This is a genomic window from Streptomyces sp. NPDC002309 (assembly GCF_053593375.1).
In genome coordinates this window covers 1-20588 of record NZ_JBSFCI010000069.1, presented here as the reverse complement: position 1 = coordinate 20588, position 20588 = coordinate 1, and the positions used below count along the sequence as shown (strand labels likewise).

At 72.3% G+C, this 20588-nt stretch carries 21 protein-coding genes; 10 read left to right on the top strand and 11 right to left on the bottom strand.

Annotated features, from left to right (window positions below; translation table 11 throughout):
- Nucleotides 1-162: 162 nt before the first annotated feature.
- The gene (locus ACWCPM_RS33245) at nt 163-1449 is read right to left on the bottom strand and encodes an MFS transporter (protein ID WP_450979991.1); all 1287 of its coding nucleotides are present in this window, start codon (nt 1447-1449) and stop codon (nt 163-165) included.
- A 63-nt stretch (nt 1450-1512) separates the two neighbouring features.
- On the opposite strand from ACWCPM_RS33245, the gene ACWCPM_RS33240 reads away from it, so the two are divergent.
- Nucleotides 1513-2466, top strand: coding sequence for a LysR family transcriptional regulator (locus ACWCPM_RS33240; RefSeq protein WP_450979990.1), 954 nt, complete (start codon nt 1513-1515; stop codon nt 2464-2466).
- 112 nt (nt 2467-2578) lie between these two features.
- Here ACWCPM_RS33240 and ACWCPM_RS33235 read toward each other — a convergent pair whose 3' ends face one another.
- The gene (locus tag ACWCPM_RS33235) at nt 2579-3340 is read right to left on the bottom strand and encodes an alpha/beta hydrolase (protein WP_450979989.1); all 762 of its coding nucleotides are present in this window, start codon (nt 3338-3340) and stop codon (nt 2579-2581) included.
- Nucleotides 3341-3452: 112 nt separating this feature from the next.
- Here ACWCPM_RS33235 and ACWCPM_RS33230 point away from each other — a divergent pair, with 112 nt between their 5' ends.
- Together ACWCPM_RS33230 and ACWCPM_RS33225 are read left to right on the top strand one after the other, a co-directional pair.
- Nucleotides 3453-4610 (top strand): adenosine deaminase, encoded by a 1158-nt coding sequence (locus tag ACWCPM_RS33230; protein ID WP_450979988.1) that lies wholly within the window; start codon nt 3453-3455, stop codon nt 4608-4610.
- Between the two features lie 156 nt (nt 4611-4766).
- Nucleotides 4767-5123 (top strand): ATP-binding protein, encoded by a 357-nt coding sequence (locus tag ACWCPM_RS33225; RefSeq protein WP_450979987.1) that lies wholly within the window; start codon nt 4767-4769, stop codon nt 5121-5123.
- 95 nt (nt 5124-5218) lie between these two features.
- Here ACWCPM_RS33225 and ACWCPM_RS33220 read toward each other — a convergent pair whose 3' ends face one another.
- The 5 genes from ACWCPM_RS33220 to afsQ1 form a co-directional block, all read right to left on the bottom strand.
- Entirely contained in the window at nt 5219-5422 is a 204-nt protein-coding gene (locus ACWCPM_RS33220) for a PspC domain-containing protein (RefSeq protein WP_450979986.1), read from the bottom strand.
- Between the two features lie 87 nt (nt 5423-5509).
- The gene (locus ACWCPM_RS33215; RefSeq protein ID WP_450979985.1) at nt 5510-6100 is read right to left on the bottom strand and encodes a VanZ family protein; all 591 of its coding nucleotides are present in this window, start codon (nt 6098-6100) and stop codon (nt 5510-5512) included.
- 81 nt (nt 6101-6181) lie between these two features.
- Entirely contained in the window at nt 6182-6784 is a 603-nt protein-coding gene (locus ACWCPM_RS33210; protein ID WP_450979984.1) for a hypothetical protein, read from the bottom strand.
- 14 nt (nt 6785-6798) lie between these two features.
- A complete protein-coding gene (locus ACWCPM_RS33205; protein ID WP_450979983.1) occupies nt 6799-8364 on the bottom strand; it encodes an ATP-binding protein in 1566 nt (521 codons plus the stop codon).
- Nucleotides 8361-9038, bottom strand: coding sequence for a two-component system response regulator AfsQ1 (gene afsQ1, locus ACWCPM_RS33200; RefSeq protein WP_365460417.1), 678 nt, complete (start codon nt 9036-9038; stop codon nt 8361-8363). The genes ACWCPM_RS33205 and afsQ1 overlap by 4 nt, the downstream gene beginning before the upstream one ends.
- Nucleotides 9039-9277: 239 nt before the next feature.
- Here afsQ1 and ACWCPM_RS33195 point away from each other — a divergent pair, with 239 nt between their 5' ends.
- The gene (locus tag ACWCPM_RS33195; RefSeq protein ID WP_450979982.1) at nt 9278-10057 is read left to right on the top strand and encodes a SigE family RNA polymerase sigma factor; all 780 of its coding nucleotides are present in this window, start codon (nt 9278-9280) and stop codon (nt 10055-10057) included.
- A gap of 198 nt (nt 10058-10255) precedes the next feature.
- Here ACWCPM_RS33195 and ACWCPM_RS33190 read toward each other — a convergent pair whose 3' ends face one another.
- Nucleotides 10256-10891 (bottom strand): uridine kinase family protein, encoded by a 636-nt coding sequence (locus ACWCPM_RS33190; RefSeq protein WP_450979992.1) that lies wholly within the window; start codon nt 10889-10891, stop codon nt 10256-10258.
- Nucleotides 10892-11271: 380 nt separating this feature from the next.
- On the opposite strand from ACWCPM_RS33190, the gene ACWCPM_RS33185 reads away from it, so the two are divergent.
- The gene (locus ACWCPM_RS33185; protein WP_450979981.1) at nt 11272-12639 is read left to right on the top strand and encodes an FAD-binding oxidoreductase; all 1368 of its coding nucleotides are present in this window, start codon (nt 11272-11274) and stop codon (nt 12637-12639) included.
- A gap of 137 nt (nt 12640-12776) precedes the next feature.
- Nucleotides 12777-13178 carry a hypothetical protein gene (locus ACWCPM_RS33180; protein WP_450979980.1) on the top strand — a complete coding sequence of 134 codons (402 nt, stop codon included), beginning with the start codon at nt 12777-12779 and terminating at the stop codon, nt 13176-13178.
- 281 nt (nt 13179-13459) lie between these two features.
- Here the strand turns inward: ACWCPM_RS33180 and ACWCPM_RS33175 are convergent, their stop codons facing one another.
- Nucleotides 13460-13726, bottom strand: a complete 267-nt coding sequence (locus ACWCPM_RS33175) for a helix-turn-helix domain-containing protein (RefSeq protein ID WP_450979979.1) — start codon at nt 13724-13726, stop codon at nt 13460-13462.
- Entirely contained in the window at nt 13726-14223 is a 498-nt protein-coding gene (locus ACWCPM_RS33170; RefSeq protein WP_450979978.1) for a DUF2975 domain-containing protein, read from the bottom strand. Before ACWCPM_RS33170 ends, ACWCPM_RS33175 begins: the two co-directional genes overlap by 1 nt.
- A gap of 228 nt (nt 14224-14451) precedes the next feature.
- Between ACWCPM_RS33170 and ACWCPM_RS33165 the strand changes: the two genes are divergently transcribed.
- The 4 genes from ACWCPM_RS33165 (at nt 14452) to ACWCPM_RS33150 (ending at nt 18561) form a co-directional block, all read left to right on the top strand.
- Nucleotides 14452-15120 carry a PH domain-containing protein gene (locus tag ACWCPM_RS33165; protein ID WP_450979977.1) on the top strand — a complete coding sequence of 223 codons (669 nt, stop codon included), beginning with the start codon at nt 14452-14454 and terminating at the stop codon, nt 15118-15120.
- 168 nt (nt 15121-15288) lie between these two features.
- The gene (gene deoC / locus ACWCPM_RS33160; RefSeq protein ID WP_450979976.1) at nt 15289-16239 is read left to right on the top strand and encodes a deoxyribose-phosphate aldolase; all 951 of its coding nucleotides are present in this window, start codon (nt 15289-15291) and stop codon (nt 16237-16239) included.
- Between the two features lie 5 nt (nt 16240-16244).
- Nucleotides 16245-17681: an aldehyde dehydrogenase family protein gene (locus ACWCPM_RS33155; protein WP_450979975.1), complete on the top strand. Its 1437-nt coding sequence runs from the start codon at nt 16245-16247 to the stop codon at nt 17679-17681.
- Complete coding sequence (locus tag ACWCPM_RS33150; protein ID WP_450979974.1) at nt 17674-18561, top strand: aldehyde dehydrogenase family protein; 888 nt, start codon at nt 17674-17676, stop codon at nt 18559-18561. Before ACWCPM_RS33155 ends, ACWCPM_RS33150 begins: the two co-directional genes overlap by 8 nt.
- A 178-nt stretch (nt 18562-18739) precedes the next feature.
- Here the strand turns inward: ACWCPM_RS33150 and ACWCPM_RS33145 are convergent, their stop codons facing one another.
- Nucleotides 18740-20371, bottom strand: coding sequence for a phospho-sugar mutase (locus ACWCPM_RS33145; protein ID WP_450979973.1), 1632 nt, complete (start codon nt 20369-20371; stop codon nt 18740-18742).
- Nucleotides 20372-20588: the final 217 nt, after the last annotated feature.

Genomic DNA, 20588 nt, shown 5'->3' with positions numbered 1-20588 from the left:
GCCCGCAGCGGTTGGCGCGTCAACCCGGGTGAGTCGGTGAGAGACCGATTCCGCGCCGTTCCGAGGACGGACACCCCCCGGCCCGGCCCCGACGAGATCCCCACCCGAGGCGCGACAGCAACCCCCACCGGACACCCACAGGCGCCGCAGGCACCCGACGCCCTACGCGGTCGCCCGCGCCGCAGCCACCCGCTCCACCCGCTCCACCCGAGCCGCCCGAGTCCCCAGCAGCGTGATCCCCACGACCCCCAGCACCGCCAGCAGCCCCACGCTCACGGTCCCGCTCCAGCCGCCCGTGTGGAAGGCCATCGCCCCCACCGTGCTCCCCACGCTGGAACCGACGTAGTACGCCGACTGGTACAGCGCCGACGCCTGCGCCCGCCCCCGCGTCGCCGTCCTGCTGACCGCCGACGAGGCCACCGCGTGCCCCGTGAAGAACCCCGCCGTGATCAGCACCAGCCCCAGCAGCACCAGGACCAGCGAGTCGCCCAGCGACAGCACCAGCCCCACCGCCGTCGTGCCGCCGCCCAGATACAGCGCACCCCGGCGCCCGAGCCGCCCCACGAGCCGCCCGGCCGTGGACGCCGACACGGTACCCACCAGGTAGACCAGGAAGATCGAACCCACCACGCCCTGCGGCAGCCCGAACGGTTCCTCCGTCAGCCGGTACCCGATCACGGTGTAGACGCCGCCGAACACCGTCATGAACAGCGCGCCGATGGCGTACAGCCGGCGCAGCAGCGGATTTCCGAGATGCCCCCGCACCGTCCCCCACAGCACTCGGGGCCGCAGCGACCCGGCGGAGAAGTGCCGAGGCGCCGGGAGCAGCAGCCGGAACGCGACCGCGCACCCCACGGCCAGCACCGCGAGCGCGCCGACGGCCACCCGCCAGCCCCATTCCTGAGCGACCCACCCCGTGACGACCCGGCCGCTCATCCCCCCGACGCTGTTGCCCGCGACGAACAGCCCGATCGCCGTGACCAGCGCCTTCGGCCGGACCTCCTCCGCCAGATACGCCGTCGCCACCGCCGGCACCCCGGCCAGCGCGGCCCCCTGCACCGCACGCAACGCGACCAGCGTGGGCAGCGACCCGGCGAACGGCACCAGCAGCGCCACGCCGACCGCGACCACCAGCGACGCCGTCATGACCGTACGGCGTCCGTACCGCTCGGACAGCGCGCTCATCGGGATCACGAACAGCGCCAGGCCACCCGTGGCCGCCGCCACCGTCCAGCTCGCCGCGCCCGCCGTCACTCCGAGGTCCCCCGAGATCAGGGGGAGCAGGGCCTGTGTGGAGTACAGGAGCGCGAAGGTGGCGACACCCGCGAGGAAGAGGGCGAGACTCATCCGGCGGTAGCCGGGCCCGCCCGGGGCCATACGGGAGTCGGAGGCAGGAGCGGAAGGAACGGCGCCCACGACGGTGGACGCCCCGGTACTGGCGGGAGTCATGCCTCGAAGCTACGTACGCCGCGGCTCATCCGTCCAATGCATGGAATCGCCATAATCGTTCCCATGGTGCATCAGTTGAGTTCACAGCCCCGTGTGTCACCGGCCAGTGACACACGAGACATCGTCACACTCCTCGCCCCGCGCCTCGCGCACTTCGCCGGCGTCGCCCGCACGGAGCACGTCACCCGGGCCGCCCAGGAGATGAACGTCCCCCAGTCCACCCTGTCCCGCGCCATGGTCCGCCTCGAACAGGATCTGGGGGTCGACCTGTTCGCCCGCCGCGGCCGGACGGTCTCCCTCACCGCCGCCGGCCGCACCTTCCTCGCCTCCGTGGACCGCGCCCTCGCCGAGATCGAGCGCGGCGCCGACGCGGTGCGTGCCGACGCCGACGCCGCCACGGGCAAGGTCGCGTTCGGTTTTCTGCACACCATGGGCGCGGAGACCGTCCCGGGCCTGCTGCACGCCTTCCGCGCGGACCACCCGAAGGTCCGCTTCAGCCTGGTCCAGAACTACGGCGAGGCCATGCTCGAAGGTCTGCGCAGCGGAGAACTGGACCTGTGTCTGACCTCACCGGTACCCGACGCGCCCGACCTGGTGGCCCGCCGGCTCGACGAGCAGAAACTCCGTCTGGTCGTCCCGGCCGAGCACCGCCTGGCCGGCCGCAGGCGCATCCGCCTGGCCGAGGCCGCGGAGGAGACCTTCGTGACCCTGGAACCCGGCTACGGCCTCCGCCGCATCACCGACGACCTCTGCCGGGAGGCCGGCTTCAAGCCGCGTGTCGCCTTCGAGGGCGAGGAGGCGGAGACGCTGCGCGGCCTGGTCGCCGCGGGCCTGGGCGTGGCGCTCCTCCCGCCCCCGGCGGTGGCCCGCCCGGGCGTGGTGGAGCTGACGGTCACGGCACCGCGCGCGGCCCGTGAGATCGGTGTGGCCTGGCTGGAGGGCCACCCGGACACAGCCCCGGTGGCGGCCTTCAAGAAGTTCCTCCTCTCCAGAAGAGGCAACCTGCTCCCGTCCTGACCGCGGCCGCGCTTGCCGTCTCACCGCCGGCACGATCGCCCTCTCACCGCCGGCACGATCGCCGTCTCACCGCGGCCACGATCGCCGTCTCACCGCGGCCGCGATCGCCGTCTCACCGCCGCAAGGACCGTCCGAACCCCGCGGCCAACGGCATCCGCAATCCCAACGGCGGCGGAGCGGCAAGCGCGTCCTCCACCGGCCGTGAGAACGCCCGCCCGAAGAGCACCCCCATCACGAAGTCCTCCGCCAATGCGAGCACTTCGTCCCGGTACTGCTGCAACCCGTGCCGGTCCGAGTGCACTTCGAACCGGCACACGTCCCGGTTGACCTTCTTCACCCGCGCCGCGTACCGGAACGACAGCTCGGGGTCGGTCCGCTGGTCGTTCGTGCCGTGCGCGATCAGCACCCGCCGCCCCACGAGCTGCTTCACCGGTTCGGGTGAGGCCGCGACGTCGTCCTCCGGCAGCCAGGGAGCGAGGGACAGCACGGAGTTGACGGCCTCGTGCCCGCCCGCGTGCAGTGCCGCCCGCCCGCCCATGTCGAACCCGGCCAGGCAGACGGGGACGTCGCCGTAGCGCCGTACGGCCTCGTCGGCGGCCCAGGAAGCGTCCCGTGCCAGATGTGCCTCGCTGCCGTTCCATCCCCGGTAGCGGTAGTGCACGACGTGCGCGGCCAGCCCCTCCGGCCGCCCCGCGCGGACCAGCCGGCGCCCCAACCCCCGTACGGACGCCGCCGCGACAAGGGGAGAGGGTCTGCGGGAGGAGCTCGCCTCGCCGCCGGGGAGCAGCAGCACCACTGCGCTCACCGCCGTCGGTTCCGGACCGAACGCCCGTCCCAGCCGGGCCGTGCGAACCGGCGTCGCTTGCTGTGCCATGACAGAACAGTGTCAGAAGCACCGGTGTACGCCACCCGTCCGCACGGTCACCGTTACGTATCGACGGAAACGTCCACCGGTGATCTACGCGCGTAGGAGTTAGAGTGCGGAAATGACGAGCCAGACTGACCGGATGGGGCACACCCCGAGCCCGGACCAGATCCGCCGGGCACCCAAGGTTCTGCTGCACGACCACCTCGACGGCGGGCTGCGTCCCGGCACCGTCGTGGACCTCGCCCGCGACAGCGGCTACTCGCAACTCCCCGACACGGACCCCGGAAAGCTCGGCCTCTGGTTCCGCGAGGCCGCCGACTCCGGGTCCCTGGAGCGGTATCTGGAGACCTTCTCGCACACGGTCGGGGTCATGCAGACCCGCGAGGCCCTGGTGCGGGTCGCCGCCGAGTGCGCCGAGGACCTCGCGCGGGACGGCGTCGTCTACGCCGAGGTGCGCTACGCGCCCGAGCAGCACCTGGAGGGCGGACTCACCCTCGAAGAGGTCGTCGAGGCCGTCAACGAGGGCTTCCGGGAGGGCGAGCGGATCGCCCGCGAGAGCGGCCACCGTATCCGCGTGGGCGCCCTGCTCACCGCGATGCGGCACGCGGCCCGCGCCCTGGAGATCGCCGAACTCGCCAACCGCTACCGGGACATGGGCGTCGTCGGCTTCGACATCGCGGGCGCCGAGGCGGGCTTCCCGCCCACCCGGCATCTGGACGCGTTCGAGTACCTCAAGCGCGAGAACAACCACTTCACCATCCACGCCGGCGAGGCCTTCGGGCTGCCGTCCATCTGGCAGGCACTGCAGTGGTGCGGTGCCGACCGGCTCGGGCACGGGGTGCGGATCATCGACGACATCGAGATCGCCGAGGACGGCGGTGTGCGGCTCGGACGGCTCGCCGCCTACGTCCGGGACAAGCGCATCCCGTTGGAGCTGTGCCCCAGCTCCAACCTCCAGACCGGCGCCGCCTCCTCCTATGCCGAGCACCCCATCGGCCTGCTGCGGCGGCTGCACTTCCGGGCCACCGTGAACACGGACAACCGGCTGATGTCGCACACCAGCATGAGCCGGGAATTCGAGCACCTTGTCGAGGCATTCGGTTACACGCTCGACGACATGCAGTGGTTCTCGGTCAATGCTATGAAGTCAGCATTCATTCCTTTCGATGAACGACTCGCCATGATCAATGACGTGATCAAGCCCGGTTATGCCGAGCTGAAATCCGAATGGCTGTTCCAGCAGACCGCGTCCACCAGGGACTCCACGGATTCCTGAGGGGTGACGGGGATCAGGTGATGCGGACGGGCGTTCACCATCCGTCCGCATTTCGATGTTTGCGGCGGGTGCCTCGCGGTGTTTACGTTCTTGAACAGCCCCCCTGATCCGTCATCCCGTTTATCTCATTTCGAGTCAGTCAAGGACGCATTCACCATGAAGCAGTCTGCTGCCAAGTCCCTCGGTGTCGCCGCCCTCGGTGCCGTTTTCGCCGCCACCGGCGCGGGTGCCGCCAGCGCCGCTCCGGCCGCCCTCCCGGACGCCGGCCAAGCCCTGGACACGGTCACGAGGACGCTGCCGGCGGAGAACCTCCACCACGCGGTGCCGGGTTCCTCCGCGGCGCTGACCCAGGGGCAGAGCACGCTCGGCCTCGGGCTGCGGACGGCACAGCCGGCCATCGAGTCGGTGCTGGCCGAGGGCCCGACCGGCCCGGCCGCACATCTGCTCGGCGGACTGCCCGTGCAGGGCCTGCCCACCCACGGCACCCCGGTCAACGGCATCCCGCTGGGCTGAACCACCCCGTTCGCACACGCCGATGGGGCGCGCCCTGGTACGGGTCGCGCCCCATCCGCGCATGCCCCTTCGGGCGGGGGTGGATCAGGTGGCCGTCACCAAGCCGTGCGGGCGGCCTTGTCCTCCGCCGGAAGCAGGAGCCACAGCGCGAGGTAGAGCAGGAACTGGGGGCCGGGCAGCAAGCAGGAGATCAGGAAGATCACACGCATCGTGGTCGCGGAGGTGCCGAAGCGCCGTGCCAGCGCTGCGCACACTCCGCCGATCATCCGACCACTGGTGGGGCGGGCAAGGCGGCTCATCAGGACTCCTTCGTCTTCCGCGGTTCTCGGCTCGTACGCGGTGCGTCTTTCCGGGGCCTCTTCCGGCTGCCCCGTCCGAGAACAACGCTACGGTGACGAAGGGGGCAAAGCGTCGCTCCACGGGGCGATGCCGACCCTGGGAATCGTCGGGGTGCGACCCTGAGGCGCTTCCTCCCTGAGGAGGGGCGGCTGGGCCTCCGGCCTCCGGGAACAGGCCCTGCGGCGCAGCCTGGAGCGGCCCGCCGGGACGAGGGCGACATGGGCGAGGGCCACTCCCACGGTGTTCAGCAGCAGCGAGTCCACGTCCATGACCTGACCCGGCACGCCGGTCTGGAGCAGCTCTATGCCCAGGGAGATCAGCGCCCCGGCGGTGACCGTGCGGACCAGGGAGCCGAGCGGCGAGGCACGCAGTCTGCCCCCGGCCAGCGGCAGCAGCACGCCCAGCGGCGCCAGCAGCGCCAGCCCGCCCCCGAGGGTGAGTGCCGCCTCGGGCCAGCCCAGCGCGAGGTCGGCGCGGATCCCGGCGAGCGGACGCAGATTCGCGGGCATCACCCAGGGCACGTCCAGCGGACGCAGCGTGTACCAGGCGACGAAGGCGAGGTAGGCGGCGAGGAGGACACCCCCCGTCACCCGCATGTGGATCGCGGCGCTGCCGCCCCTGGAGCCTTGACGCTGCACGTCCCCCAAGACGCGGTCATCGGCAGGATCGGTTCCGGGACGAGCCCCCCTGCCCGGGTGAGGCATGCGCCACACCCGCCGTCAGCCGTCCTTGACCTCCGCCGACGGCGGATCCACCTCGCCCGGACGGGCCCGGACGTCGTCCGTGCACTCGTAGCGGCGGGGCGGCGCGGCACCGGGGCCGCCGAGGATCACCGACCCGTCGCCCTCGGCCGCCGCCGAGTCGGAGAATGTGCACACGATCTGGGCGAGAGCGAAGGAAGCCAGGTCGCCGGGGGCGGTGGACAGTCGCAGGGTGTCCTTCGGATCCCGCGGTCCGGGCCCGCCGACCTTCGTGCCCGCGCGGACGTCCGTCGAGTAGCCGGCCTGTTTCTCGGCCGCCGGCGGTGTCGTCGCGAGCTCGTCCAGCAGGCCCTGCGCCACGAGCACCCGGCGCGCGGAGTCCTCCGCGCCCTCGGGCACACTTACGGCCCGGTCGACCGCGACCAGCGACGAACCGCACAGCAGGAACACCCGCACCGGCATCCCCGCCGAGGACTGCCTGGCGAGGTCCGACCCGGCGAGCGAACAGTGCGCCCGCGAGGGCGCCGCGCCGAAGTCCGTCGGCACCTCGGTGGCCCGGATGCCGCAGCCGGCGAGCAGCGCGGCGAACGCGGGCACCACCAGGAGACGGTTCTTTCGCACGCGTCCCCCCTTCCTCACGTGTCTTCCTTCTCCGAGCGCTTCTCCTCCGCCGCCCGCACCACGTCCTCCCCGTCCCGCGGCAGCCGCAGCGTGAACACCGCGCCGCCCTCGGGGGAGTTGGCGGCCGTGATGTCGCCGCCGTGGATGTGGGCGTTCTCCAGGGCGATGGACAGGCCGAGGCCGCTGCCCTCCGACCGCGGCCGGGAGGCGCTGGCCTTGTAGAAGCGGTCGAAGACGTGCGGCAGGACGTCCTCGGGGATGCCGGGTCCATGGTCGCGCACCTGGATGACGACCTCGCTGTCCTCCGCCCGCACGGACACCCGCACCGGGGAACCGCCGTGCTTGAGCGCGTTGCCGATGAGGTTGGCCAGTATGACGTCCAGTCGGCGCGGGTCCAGGCGGGCGTGGATGCCGCGCGCCGCGTCCAGGTCGACCGCGTCCAGCCAGGCCCGGGCGTCGATGCAGGCGGTGATCTGGTCGGCGACATCGACGTCGTCCAGGACCAGTCGCGCGGTACCCGCGTCGAAGCGGGTGACCTCCATCAGGTTCTCGACCAGGTCGTTCAGCCGCCGTGTCTCGCTCACCACCAGCCGGACAGCGGGCTCGATCATCGGGTCGAGGCTGCCGCTCTCGGATTCCAGCTCCTCCTCCAGCACCTCCGTCACGGCCGTGATGGCGGTGAGCGGCGTCCGCAGCTCATGGCTCATGTCCGCCACGAACCGCCGGGACGCGTCCTCCCGCGCGGCCATGTCCGCGACCCGCTTCTCCAGTGCCTCGGCGGCCCTGTTGAACGTCCGTGACAGATCGGCCAGTTCATCGGTGCCCGACTCCCTGAGGCGGGTGTCCAGCCTGCCCTCCCCGAGCCGCCGCGCGGCGACACCGAGCCGGTGCACGGGCTTCAGCACGGTCGTCGCGGCGGCCTGCGCCAGCAGCGCCGAGCCGATCAGCGCGAGGCCGGTGGCGATGCCGAGCGACCAGGCCAGCGAGTTGAGGTCCTTGGCCTCCGGCTCCAGCGACTTGACCATGTAACCGGTCGGGCCGCCGCCGATCACCCGGGTGCCGGCCACCAGGTACGGCGTGTCGCCGTCGACGATCCGCTGCCAGTACAGGTGGTACGGCGACCTGTTGTTCGAGGTGAGCGGCTGCTTCTTGTTGACGGCCGCGCGCAGCGACTTCGGTACGTCGGCCAGCGCGAAGCCGTCGTTGAGGCCGCCGGAACTGCCGTGGACCGGCTTGCCGGCGGCGTCGTCCGCGACGAGGAGCACGCTGAAGCGCTGGCTGCTGCTGGCCATCTGACCGGCGGTGCGCTGGAGTTCGTCCTGGGTGGGGTGGACGGGCAGGGCCCCGGCGCGGTTGCGCATCTCCTGCTCGAAGTCGCGCAGCACCGCGTCCTGGGTGCGGGTGAGCACGGCCTCGCGGTTGAGCCAGTAGGCGATCCCGGACGCGGACACCGCGGTCGTCAGCGCCACCAGCCCGAACACCAGGACCAGCCGCAGTCGCAGACTGGTGAAGCGCAGTGTCGACAGAGCTCCCTTGCGTACCGCGGACCAGCCGCGGGGACCTTCGTGCGCGTCGGTCACTGAGGCGGATCCAGCCGGTAGCCGACACCCCGCACGGTACGGATGAGGGTCGGGGAGGACGGCACGTCCTCGACCTTGGCACGCAGTCGCTGGACACACGCGTCGACGAGCCGGGAGTCGCCGAGGTAGTCGTGCTCCCACACCAGCCGCAGCAACTGCTGCCGGGACAGGGCCTGACCGGGCCGCCGGCTCAGTTCGAGCAGCAACCGCAGTTCGGTCGGGGTGAGCTGGAGGTCCTCGCCGTTCTTCGTCACGGTCATCGCCGCGCGGTCGATGACGAGGCTGCCGAAGGCCGCCGCGTCGTTCGCCTCCCGCTCGCCGCGCCGCAGGACGGCCCGGATGCGCGCGTCCAGCACCCGTCCCTGCACCGGCTTGACGACATAGTCGTCGGCGCCGGACTCCAGCCCGACGACCACGTCGATGTCGTCGCTGCGGGCGGTCAGCAGGATGATCGGCAACTGGTCGGTGCGCCGGATGCGCCGGCACACCTCGAACCCGTCGATGCCGGGCAGCATCACATCCAGCACGATCAGATCCGGTCGCTGCTCACGCAGCAGCTTCAGACCGTCCTCACCGCTGGCAGCGGTCGCCACGCGGTGTCCCTGGCGCGTCAGTGAGAGCTCCAGGGCCGTACGGATGGCGTCGTCGTCCTCGATCAGCAACAGGGAAGGCACGGGCTCATTCTGGCCCATGGTGGGCCGGCGTTTCGACACTCGGGCGGCAGCGTAGCCGTATCGCTCTTCTCCGTGACCGCGGCGGTGTTCCGGCGCGCCGTACGGATCCGGGCCCTGTGACACGCCTGTGACAGTCGGCGGACACGGCGATGATGTCGGCTCGGCAAGCTTCTCGGCACAGGCAAGGAAGCAGGACGAGCAGGGCCGAAGTCCGGTAAGTACACGACGGGGGGCGCGAGATGAACACGCTGCACGGCACCAGTACCAGCGCAGTGGTCACGCGTCTGCACGACGTGCACGCGGGCCGGGGTTCCGAGAAGTCCGGCGCCGACGGGGGTCCCTCCCGCGCGAGCGGGTTCGAACGTGGGGGAGGGCGGGGGTGCGCTCGCGGCGCCGGGCGTCAGCACACCGCCTACATGACGGTGGTTGACGGGGTCACGGGGGAAACGCACGGGGGAGCCGCGTACGGGGAGGAGTCGGGGGAGCGTCGCTCGCTGACCGAGGCGGAGTTCACCGCCTACGTCCAGGAGCGCCGCGCCTCCCTGTACGCGACCGCCTACCACCTGACGGGCGACCGGTTCGAGGCCGAGGACCTGCTGCAGAGCGCGCTGTTCTCGACCTACCGGGCGTGGGAGCGCATCAGTGACAAGGCGGCGGTCGGCGGATACCTCCGCCGCACCATGACCAATCTGCACATCAGCGCCTGGCGGCGCCGCAAGCTCAACGAGTACCCGACCGAGGAACTGCCGGAGACGGCCGGCGACACGGACGCGATGCGCGGCACCGAACTGCGCGCGGTCCTGTGGCAGGCGCTGACCCGGCTGCCCGAACTCCAGCGCACCATGCTGGTCCTGCGCTATTACGAGGGCCGCACGGACCCGGAGATCGCGGAGATCCTCGACATCAGTGTCGGCACGGTGAAGTCCAGCATCTGGCGCTCCCTGCGCCGGCTGCGTGAGGACGAGGTCCTCAGCTTCGGCCGTGACGAGCAGCACGCCTTCGGGGAGCTCGTCGCCTGAAGGCAAGGCCCCAGGGGGAGTACGGGGGAGTACGGGGCCGGGGGGAAACGGGGGAAGCACCACGGGGGAAGTACGGGGGAAGCACCACGGGGGAGCGGGAAGCGGGGCTGGAGGGCCGGGGGGTCCGTCCGGTCCCGCTTTCGTGCGCCGGGGGGACCGTGCGTCCGGGCGCGCCCGGAACCCGTGACGATCGGGGCGCTACGCGGCCGTGCGAGTCGTCGTGCGGCGGCCCGCCGCCGCGGCGGCCAGGCGGCCCATCGCCTCGTCCCGGTCGCAGGCGTGCGCGCCGAGGGCGGTCTGGCGGGCGACGATGGAGCGCTCCGCGCGCATCAGACGCCAGCCGCGGCGCAGCAGGAACGGCAGCGACTTGCGGCCCTCCTTGAGATCGCGCACGAAGCGGCGCCGGAAGGTGCGCACCGGTCCCCGGCTCAGGCACAGCGCGTCGGCGAGCAGGCCCAGCTCACGGCAGCGGGTGACGACCTCGGCGGCGAAGATGCCCTCGGCGATGAACAGCGGGGTCCGCCCGATGTCGAGGGTCTCGGCGCCGGTGCGGGCGCTCAGCGAGATGTCGTAGACGGGGATGTCCGTACGGCCCGTGCGGCACAGGTCCTGGATCGCGGCGACGGCGGCGTCCGTGTCCCACGACGCCGGGTGGTCCCAGTCGATGTCGGAGCTCCCGTCGACCTGCGGCAGCGTGGGGTCGTCGCCCTCCTTGTAGAAGTCGTCGAGCCGCAGCACCGGCAGGCCGGAACGCTCGGAGAGAAGGGACTTGCCCGAGCCGGACGGGCCGCACAGCAGTACGACCCGGGTGGGTATGGGCGGATGGGAACCCAATGTGTCGTCCTTCTCACCGGCGGTCTCGGGGGCGGCGCGGGGGAGGCTCCCGTCCGCGCGCATCTCGCCATTATCCCCTGCCGCCGTCCGGGCCCGGGAGCCCGCGTCCGGCGACGACCGGATCGGTGGCCCGCCGCGGCCCCGATGCCCGGGGCGCGCCCCGGCGCACGGCGGCCGGTCCGGCCTGGCTCGCGGGACTCGGGCCGACGAGTGCGCGTCGGGGCGGGCGCTTCGTCCGGCACGCGCGCGGACGTCGGCCGCACAGTGCCCGCCAGAGACGGCCGCTCCGTAGGATTCCGGGCGTTGGCGGGCGGGCGGGCGCGGCCGGACGCGTCGCCCGGCCCGCGCGTCCGACGCACGACGAGGAGGGGCCGGCCCCCGTGGAAACCGATCGTCTCGCCCAGCAGCTGTCCGCCGCCGTCGGCCCCGCCCATGTGCTGGCCGACCCCGCGCTGCTCGCCTCGTACGAGACCGACTTCACCGGCCGTCACCGGGGCCGGGCCCGCCTGGTGGTGCGGCCGGCCGACACCGCGCAGGTGGCCGAGGTGCTGCGGCGGTGCCACGCGGGCGGTGTGCCCGTCGTACCGCAGGGCGGCAACACGGGGCTGGTCGGAGGGTCGGTGCCCACGCGGGACGGCGGCGAGGTCGTGCTGTCGCTGCGGCGCCTGGACGGCATCGGCGAGGTCGACCCGGCTGTGGGCCAGGTCACGGTGGGCGCCGGGGTGGTGCTGTCGGACCTGCGCCGGCATGTCGCCGCGTACGGGCTGGAGTTCGGCGTCGACCTCGCCGCCCGGGACTCCGCGACGCTGGGCGGGATGATCGCGACCAATGCGGGCGGCGAACGGGTCGTGCGGTACGGCACCACCCGCGCCAACGTGGCCGGGCTGGAGGCCGTGCTGGCGGACGGGACCGTGCTGGACCGGCTGGCCGGGCTGCCCAAGGACAACGCCGGGTACGACCTGACCGGACTGCTCGTCGGCAGTGAGGGGACGCTGGCAGTGGTGACCCGGGCCCGGTTGCGGCTGGTGCCGCGGCTGCCGGAGCGGGTGACCGCGCTCGTGGGGCTCGGCTCGCTGGAGGCGGCGCTCGCCCTGGTGGCACGGCTACGGCTGCTGGAGTCGCTGGAGCTGGCCGAGTTCTTCCTGGCCGAGGGGCTGGCGCTGGTGCTGGAGTCGAGCGGCCTGCCCGCGCCGTTCCGCACGGCGTACCCGGTGTATCTGCTGGTGGAGTGCGCCGGGCGGCGCGATCCGGCCGAGGAGCTGGCCGGCGTCCTGGACGGGGCGGGGCCCGGGGAGACGGCGGTCGCGCTCGGGGACGCGGACCGGCGGCGGCTGGCCGCCTACCGGGAGCGGCACACCGAGGCGATCAACGCGGCGGGCGTGCCGCTGAAGCTCGACGTGACGGTTCCGATGGCCGAGGTCTCCGCGTTCGTCGCCGACCTGCCCGGCCTGCTGGCGGGGCGCGGCCGACCGTATCTCTTCGGCCACCTCGCGGAGGGAAACCTGCACATCAACCTGTTGGGGGTGGCGGAGGAGGACGAGGACGCGGTGACCGGCGCGGTGCTGGGGCGGGTGGCGGCCGTGGGGGGCAGCATCAGCGCGGAGCACGGGGTGGGCCGGGCCAAGGCCCGCTATCTGCATCTGAGCCGGTCGCGGGCGGAGATCGCGGTGATGCGGTCGGTGAAGGCGGCACTGGATCCGGCGGGGGTGCTCAATCCGGGTGCGGTGCTGCCGCCGCGGGAAGGGTAGGCGCATTCCGCGCCGCACCCCGGCGCGGAAGCCCCGGGGCTCCGCTCCCGTGGGTCGCTGATTGAAGCGCACGAGCACTCTCAACTACCCTACGTCGCGAACTGCTTACTCAGTGCGATCACGAGGCGGTACCCACGATGGCTCGAAACGGCTCCTCCACCAGGCCCACCACCCGGCACGCCCTCGCCGTGCTCGCGACCGCAGGGGCGGCGCTGAGCGTGTCCGCGACACCGGCCGCCGCGGAGACCGAGTCGGCTCTGGGCATGGTGCACACCCGCCCCACCTCCCTCGGCAACGTCGACCCCCAGGCGGGCGCCGCTGCCCTCACGGGCTCCGTCGGCTATGTGGTGGGTCCCGTCGCCGGACTCAAGCCCAACCCCCTCGCCGGCACGGGTGTCGACCCGCTCGACAACGGCGTCGGCACGCAGCTCGCCGACTTCAAGCCCCTGACGTCCCAGGACTTCACCGACCCGCTGACGCAGTCCGAGTCGCTGGCCGCCGTGCCGGTGGTGGGCCCGGTGGCGAGGCTGCTGGGCTGAGCCCGGTCGAGCCGCGGGGGCGCGGGCCCCGGTGGGGCGTGGCCGCGGCCGCCGTACGACGAACGGGCCGCTCCCTCCGATGAGGGCGCGACCCGTGTCGGGGTACGGCACCGGATCGCGGCACCTCGCGCACCCGCCGGCCGGCCGTGTGCGTGAGGTGCCATGGCGGGCCTTGTCCGACCAGCCGTGTGCGCGAGGCGCGACGGTGGGCCTCCGCCCGACCGGCCGTGTGCGCAAGGCGCAAGGGTGGGCTTTCGCCGGCCGGCCGTGCGGCCGGTGGCTCAGGTGGCGCGGGCGCCGTCGGCACCCGCTCCGGATGCCGCGGGTTCCGGTTCCGTCTCCTGCGCGGCCTCCCATCGGAGGAGGTCCCCCGGCTGGCACTCCAGCACCTCGCACAGCGCGGCGAGCGTGGCGAACCGTACGGCCTTCGCGCGGCCGTTCTTGAGCACCGCCAGGTTCGCCGGGGTGATCCCGACGCGCTCGGCGAGTTCCCCCACGGACATCTTCCGCCTGGCGAGCATCACGTCGATGTCGACGGCGATGGGCATCAGATCACCGCCTGCAACTCGGCCTCCAGTCGCGTCGCCTCCACGTCCCGTGCGACGGCCTGCGCGAGCAGCGTCCGCAGCACGAGCACGATGAGGGCGACACCCAGCGCGGCCACGACGAGGCCGCCGACCAGCAGGACGACACCCGGCGCGACGGCCTCGCCCGGCGCGAGCATGTACCCGAACGCGCTCAGCAGGACGGCGGCGGCGGCGATCGCCCAGAGCACGACGTCCACGTAGCGGAAGGCGGCGTGCGAGAACACCGTTCCCCTCCGGACCATGGTCACCAGCCGCCACACGCAGACGAGCACGACCTGCACGGTGATCACGCCGAGCACCAGCACGACGAGGAACGCGGCCCGCGGATACGCCAGCTCCGAAGCGCCCTCCTCCAGATCGCTGCCGATCAGCGGCACCATCACGGCCTGCACGAACACGGTCCCGGCCAGCAACACCACCAGCACGCCGCGCAGGGCGAGCGTCGTCATCTGCCCCATAGCCCCTCCTTCAATCGACCCACGATAAGAATCTATCGATTTACGATAGGTGGAGCAAGCCGTCTCGTCGCGGTCGGCACACACCTGGTCCGCGAGGGCGCGGAGAGCGTGGGTCCGGGGCGCTCACAGCGCGCCGGACGCGCGCGCGGCCTCCGGTGGCGTCCGGCGGCGCCCGCCGAAGCTCAGGCGATCGGCGGCGCGCCGCGGGCATACGGCAGAATCGAATACATGACGACCCCGCACCAGCAGTCACCGGCGCCGCAGCCCTCGCGCCCCACCACCCGCGACCGGATCTACCGGTCGCCCATGGGTCTCGTCGGCGGCGTCCTGGTGCTCGGCCTCGCCGGGTGGCTCGGCGTGGACGCGATCGTCACGGGCGAGGGCGGGACGCCGTGGGTGGCGTTCGCCACGCTCCTCCTGGTGGTGCCGCTGGTCCTCGCCTTCACCGTGCGGCCCGCCGTGTACTCCGGTGAGGACCGTCTCCGTGTGCGCAACCCCTTCCGTCTGATCGTGCTGCCCTGGGGGGAGGTCGCGTCACTGCGCGCCGGGTACACCAACGAGGTGGTCAGCAAGGCGGGCGACACCTACCAGCTGTGGGCCATTCCCGTCTCTCTCAAGGCCCGCGGCCGGGCGGCCCGCAAGGAGTCCCGGCGCACGGCGCAGGCATCCGGTGACGGCAAGCGCCGTTCCCGCGGCGGGCTGTCGGACGTCGTGGTCCAGGACGGCCCGATCCGCGCCGAGAGCGACCAGATCATGCACGACCTGCGCCAGACGCTCGAGGCCCGCGAGAAGGCGAAGACGGCCCAGGGCGAGGTGACCGTGCGCTGGTCCTACGAACTCCTCGTACCGGTGGTGGCCGGAGCGGTGATGCTCGCGGTACTGCTGGCGATCGGCTGACGCCGCTCCCGTTCTGGGCGGAGACGCGTCACCGCGGGCACGTCACATGGCCCGCGTCACCACGGGGCGCCGCCCGCCGCCCCGCTGCACGGTTACTTCCCTCACGTGCCGGCTCCCGTCGCGGGGCTGTACAGCCGCTACGCGCGTAGATATGCTCGTCTGGTGACCATGCCCACCACTGCACACACCCTCTCGGACGCGGCGGCCTCCGACAGCACGTTGCGCCGCTTCCTGCACGGGCTGCCCGGCGTCGACGCGGTCGGCCTGGAGGCGCGCGCCGCCTCCCTCGGCACCCGTTCCATCAAGACCACGGCGAAGGCGTACGCCATCGACCTCGCCATCTCGATGGTCGACCTGACGACGCTGGAAGGCGCGGACACCCCGGGCAAGGTCCGGGCGCTCGGCGCCAAGGCGGTCCACCCGGACCCGACGGACCGGACGACCCCCGCGACCGCGGCCGTCTGCGTCTATCCCGACATGGTGGCCACCGCCAAGCAGGCCGTCGCCGGCTCCTCCGTCAAGGTCGCCTCGGTCGCCACCGCCTTCCCGGCCGGCCGCGTGCCGCTGTCCGTGAAGCTGGCGGACGTGCGCGAGGCCGTGGCCGCGGGCGCCGACGAGATCGACATGGTCATCGACCGCGGCGCCTTCCTCTCCGGCCGGTACATGAAGGTGTACGACGAGATCGTCGCCGTGAAGGAGGCGTGCGGCACGGCGGCCCGCCTGAAGGTCATCTTCGAGACCGGCGAGCTGTCCACGTACGACAACATCCGCCGCGCCAGCTGGCTCGGCATGCTGGCCGGGGCCGACTTCATCAAGACCTCGACCGGCAAGGTCGCCGTCAACGCCACGCCCGCGAACACGCTCCTGATGCTTCAGGCCGTGCGCGACTTCCGCGCCCAGACCGGTGTCCAGGTCGGAGTGAAGCCCGCCGGCGGCATCCGCACGTCCAAGGACGCCATCAAGTTCCTCGTCCTGGTCAACGAGACCGCCGGCGAGGACTGGCTGGACAACCACTGGTTCCGCTTCGGCGCCTCCTCGCTTCTGAACGACCTGCTGATGCAGCGCCAGAAGCTGGCCACCGGCCGCTACTCCGGCCCCGACTACGTGACGGTGGACTGATCATCATGGCTTCCGTGTTCGAGTACGCACCCGCGCCCGAGTCCCGCTCGGTCGTCGACATCGCCCCGTCCTACGGCCTCTTCATCGACGGCGAGTTCGCCGAGGCGGCCGACGGCAAGGTCTTCAAGACGGTCTCCCCGGCCACCGAGGAGGTCCTCTCCGAGGTCGCCCAGGCCGGCGAGGCGGATGTCGACCGCGCCGTGAAGGCCGCGCGCAAGGCCTTCGAGAAGTGGTCCGCGCTGCCCGGCGCCGAGCGCGCCAAGTACCTGTTCCGCATCGCCCGCATCATCCAGGAGCGCTCCCGCGAGCTGGCCGTCCTGGAGACCCTGGACAACGGCAAGCCGATCCGGGAGACCCGGGACGCCGACCTGCCCCTCGTCGCGGCGCACTTCTTCTACTACGCGGGCTGGGCCGACAAGCTCGGCCACGCCGGCTTCGGGTCGTCCCCGCGGCCGCTGGGCGTGGCCGGCCAGGTCATCCCGTGGAACTTCCCGCTGCTGATGCTGGCGTGGAAGATCGCCCCGGCGCTGGCGACCGGCAACACGGTCGTGCTGAAGCCCGCCGAGACGACCCCGCTGTCCGCCCTGTTCTTCGCGGACATCTGCCGCCAGGCCGGCCTGCCCAAGGGCGTCGTCAACATCCTTCCCGGCTACGGCGACGCGGGCGCGGCCCTCGTCGCGCACCCGGACGTGAACAAGGTCGCCTTCACCGGCTCCACCGCCGTCGGCAAGCAGATCGCCCGCACGGTCGCGGGGACGGACAAGAAGCTCACACTGGAGCTGGGCGGCAAGGGCGCCAACATCGTCTTCGACGACGCCCCGATCGACCAGGCCGTCGAGGGCATCGTCACCGGCATCTTCTTCAACCAGGGCCAGGTCTGCTGCGCGGGCAGCCGGCTGCTGGTGCAGGAGTCGATCCAGGACGAGTTGCTGGACTCGCTGAAGCGCCGGCTCTCCACGCTGCGCCTGGGCGACCCGCTCGACAAGAACACGGACATCGGCGCGATCAACTCCGCCGAGCAGCTTGCCCGGATCACCGCGCTCGCCGACCAGGGCGAGACGGAGGGCGCCGAGCGCTGGTCCCCGGCCTGCGAACTGCCCTCGTCCGGCTACTGGTTCGCCCCGACGCTGTTCACGAACGTCACCCAGGCGCACACGGTCGCCCGTGACGAGATCTTCGGCCCGGTCCTGTCGGTGCTCACGTTCCGCACGCCGGACGAAGCCGTGGCCAAGGCCAACAACACGCAGTACGGCCTGTCCGCCGGCATCTGGACGGAGAAGGGCTCCCGGATCCTGGCGGTCGCGAACAAGCTGCGCGCGGGTGTCGTCTGGTCCAACACGTTCAACAAGTTCGACCCGACCTCGCCGTTCGGCGGTTACAAGGAGTCGGGCTTCGGCCGCGAGGGCGGCCGCCACGGCCTGGAGGCGTACCTCGATGTCTGAGCGACTTTCTGTCTTCAAGACCTACAAGCTGTACGTCGGCGGGAAGTTCCCGCGTTCCGAGAGCGGCCGGGTGTACGAGGTGTCGGACTCCAAGGGCAAGTGGCTGGCCAACGCGCCGCAGTCCTCGCGCAAGGACGCCCGTGACGCGGTCGTCGCCGCGCGCAAGGCGTTCGGCGGCTGGTCCGGCGCGACGGCGTACAACCGGGGCCAGATCCTCTACCGCGTGGCGGAGATGCTGGAGGGCCGCAGGGCCCAGTTCGTCCACGAGGTCGCGGACGCCGAGGGACTGTCCAAGTCGAAGGCCGCCGAGCAGGTCGACGCGACGATCGACCGCTGGGTCTGGTACGCGGGCTGGACGGACAAGATCGCCCAGGTGGTGGGCGGCGGCAACCCGGTGGCGGGCCCGTTCTTCAACCTGTCCTCCCCCGAGCCGACGGGCGTGGTGGCGGTCCTCGCCCCGCAGTCCTCGTCCTTCCTGGGACTGGTCTCGGTGGTCGCCCCGGTCATCGCGACCGGCAACACGGCGGTCGTGATCGCCTCCGAGAAGGCCCCGCTCCCCGCCCTGTCCCTGGGTGAGGTGCTGGCCACCTCCGACGTCCCCGGCGGCGTGGTCAACGTCCTGTCGGGCCGTACGGCGGAGATCGCGGCGCCGCTGGCCGCGCACCAGGACGTCAACGCCATCGACCTCGCGGGCGCGGACGGGCCGCTGGCCAAGGAGCTGGAGATCGCCGCGGCGGACAACCTCAAGCGCGTGCTGCGTCCACAGCCTGTGGACGACTGGTTCGCGACTCCGGGCACCGACCGTCTCACGGCCTTCCTGGAGACCAAGACGGTCTGGCACCCGACGGGTTCGCTCGGGGCGTCCGGATCGTCGTACTGATCGGACGCGCGCCGGTGACGCGAGTCCGGCGGGGGGCGTGACGGCAACGTCATCGCTTCATGCCGTGGTCCTGACAGGCGTGTCCCGACAGGAGCGGCCGTCGTCCCGCCCGCTTCGGACCATAAAGGTGCCGGGCCGCCCTCACGGGCGGCCCGGCACCTTTGTTCGCGGTCCTGCCTCAGATGCCGGCCGCCTCCGACAGGTCCCGCTTGATCGCCGTCAGCAGGTCCGTCGCCCTGGCGTGCGCCGCCGCGAGTTCGGCGTGCGCCGCCACCGGGACGACGACCTCCAGATAGCACTTCAGCTTCGGTTCCGTGCCGCTGGGGCGGACGATGACACGGGCACCGTCGAGGGTGTAGCGCAGGCCGTCCGTGGGCGGGAGCGTCGCCGTGCCCCGGGTGAGGTCCTCCGCGTTCGTGATCGGCAGGCCCGCGAGATGCGTGGGCGGCTGCTCGCGCAGGCGGCGCATGGCGTCCGCGATCACCGAGAGGTCCTCCACGCGGACCGACAGCTGGTCGGTGGCGTGCAGGCCGTGCTCCACGGCGAGGTCGTCCAGGAGGTCGGGGAGGGCGCGGTTGTCCGCCTTGAGGACGGAGGCCAGTTCCGTGATCAGGAGTGCCGCCGTGATGCCGTCCTTGTCGCGGACGCCGTCCGGGTCGACGCAGTAGCCGAGGGCCTCCTCGTAGCCGTAGCGGAGGTTCTCGACGCGGGCGATCCACTTGAAGCCCGTCAGGGTCTCCTCGTGGGCGAGGCCCGCCTTCGCGGCGATCCGGCCGAGGAGGGAGGAGGAGACGATCGACTCGGCGAAAGTGCCCTGTGCCCCGCGGGTCACCAGGTGGGCGGCGAGCAGTGCGCCGACCTCGTCGCCGCGCAGCATGCGCCAGTCGCCGCCGTCCTTGACGGCCACCGCGCAGCGGTCGGCGTCCGGGTCGTTGGCGATGATCAGATCGGGATCGGTCTCGCGGGCCTTGGCGAAGGCGAGGTCCATGGCGCCGGGCTCTTCCGGGTTGGGGAAGGCGACGGTGGGGAAGTCCGGGTCCGGTTCGGCCTGCTCGGTGACGAGGGCGGGGGCGGGGAAGCCCGCGCGCGCGAAGGCGGCGAGGAGGACGTTCTTGCCGACGCCGTGCATCGCCGTGTAGACGGTGCGGGCGGTGCGGGGGGAGTCCTTGGCCAGCACCGCGTCCGTGCGGGCGAGGTAGGCGTCCAGGACGGAGTCGTCGAGGGTCTCCCAGCCGTCGGCGGGGCGGGGGACGGCGGTGAGGGACGGGATCGCGGCGATCTCGGCGGCGATGTCCGTGTCCGCGGGCGGGACGATCTGGGAGCCGTCGCCGAGGTAGACCTTGTAGCCGTTGTCGCGGGGCGGGTTGTGGCTTGCGGTGACCTCCACGCCGGCGACCGCGCCGAGGTGCCTTATGGCGAAGGCGAGGACGGGTGTGGGCAGCGGGCGGGGGAGGACGGCGGCGCGGAGGCCGGCGCCGGTCATGACGGCGGCGGTGTCGCGGGCGAAGTCGGCCGACTTGTGGCGGGCGTCGTAGCCGATGACGACCAGGGCGCCCTCGTGGCCCTGCTTCCTCAGGTACGCGGCGAGGCCGGCGGCGGCCCGGATGACGACCGCGCGGTTCATACGCATCGGGCCGGCGCCGAGTTCGCCGCGGAGGCCGGCTGTGCCGAACTGGAGGGTGCCGCCGAAGCGGTACGCGAGTTCGGTGACGTCCTTGGTGTCGATCAGGCGGGCGAGTTCGGCGCGGGTCTCCGGGTCGGGGTCCTCGGCGAGCCATGCCTGGGCCTGTGCGAGGAGGTCGTCTTGCACGGTCGGTCAGCCTCTCGTTGGGGGTGGCGCGCCGTCATGCCTGCGGCGCCTGTGGTTGTCCGGTGGGGGGTGCTGCCGCGCCTCGGGTGGGGGTTGTCGTCGGGGCCGGGCCGGGGGGTGTCCGTCCTCGGAACGGCGCGGAATCGGTCTTTCACCGACTTACCCGTGTTGACGCGCCAACCGCTGCGGGCGGACACCCCCCGGCCCGACCCCTTCC

Bases quoted from the DNA above. Each gene is read 5' to 3' on its own strand.
- ACWCPM_RS33230 (WP_450979988.1), top strand. From the start codon at position 3,453: ATGACGAGCCAGACTGACCGGATGGGGCACACCCCGAGCCCGGACCAG.
- ACWCPM_RS33220 (WP_450979986.1), bottom strand. From the start codon at position 5,422: ATGAGCCGCCTTGCCCGCCCCACCAGTGGTCGGATGATCGGCGGAGTG.
- ACWCPM_RS33195 (WP_450979982.1), top strand. From the start codon at position 9,278: ATGAACACGCTGCACGGCACCAGTACCAGCGCAGTGGTCACGCGTCTG.
- ACWCPM_RS33225 (WP_450979987.1), top strand. From the start codon at position 4,767: ATGAAGCAGTCTGCTGCCAAGTCCCTCGGTGTCGCCGCCCTCGGTGCC.
- ACWCPM_RS33155 (WP_450979975.1), top strand. From the start codon at position 16,245: ATGGCTTCCGTGTTCGAGTACGCACCCGCGCCCGAGTCCCGCTCGGTC.
- ACWCPM_RS33235 (WP_450979989.1), bottom strand. From the start codon at position 3,340: ATGGCACAGCAAGCGACGCCGGTTCGCACGGCCCGGCTGGGACGGGCG.
- ACWCPM_RS33170 (WP_450979978.1), bottom strand. From the start codon at position 14,223: ATGGGGCAGATGACGACGCTCGCCCTGCGCGGCGTGCTGGTGGTGTTG.
- ACWCPM_RS33165 (WP_450979977.1), top strand. From the start codon at position 14,452: ATGACGACCCCGCACCAGCAGTCACCGGCGCCGCAGCCCTCGCGCCCC.
- ACWCPM_RS33175 (WP_450979979.1), bottom strand. From the start codon at position 13,726: ATGCCCATCGCCGTCGACATCGACGTGATGCTCGCCAGGCGGAAGATG.
- ACWCPM_RS33150 (WP_450979974.1), top strand. From the start codon at position 17,674: ATGTCTGAGCGACTTTCTGTCTTCAAGACCTACAAGCTGTACGTCGGC.
- ACWCPM_RS33245 (WP_450979991.1), bottom strand. From the start codon at position 1,449: ATGACTCCCGCCAGTACCGGGGCGTCCACCGTCGTGGGCGCCGTTCCT.
- ACWCPM_RS33240 (WP_450979990.1), top strand. From the start codon at position 1,513: ATGGTGCATCAGTTGAGTTCACAGCCCCGTGTGTCACCGGCCAGTGAC.
- deoC (WP_450979976.1), top strand. From the start codon at position 15,289: ATGCCCACCACTGCACACACCCTCTCGGACGCGGCGGCCTCCGACAGC.
- ACWCPM_RS33180 (WP_450979980.1), top strand. From the start codon at position 12,777: ATGGCTCGAAACGGCTCCTCCACCAGGCCCACCACCCGGCACGCCCTC.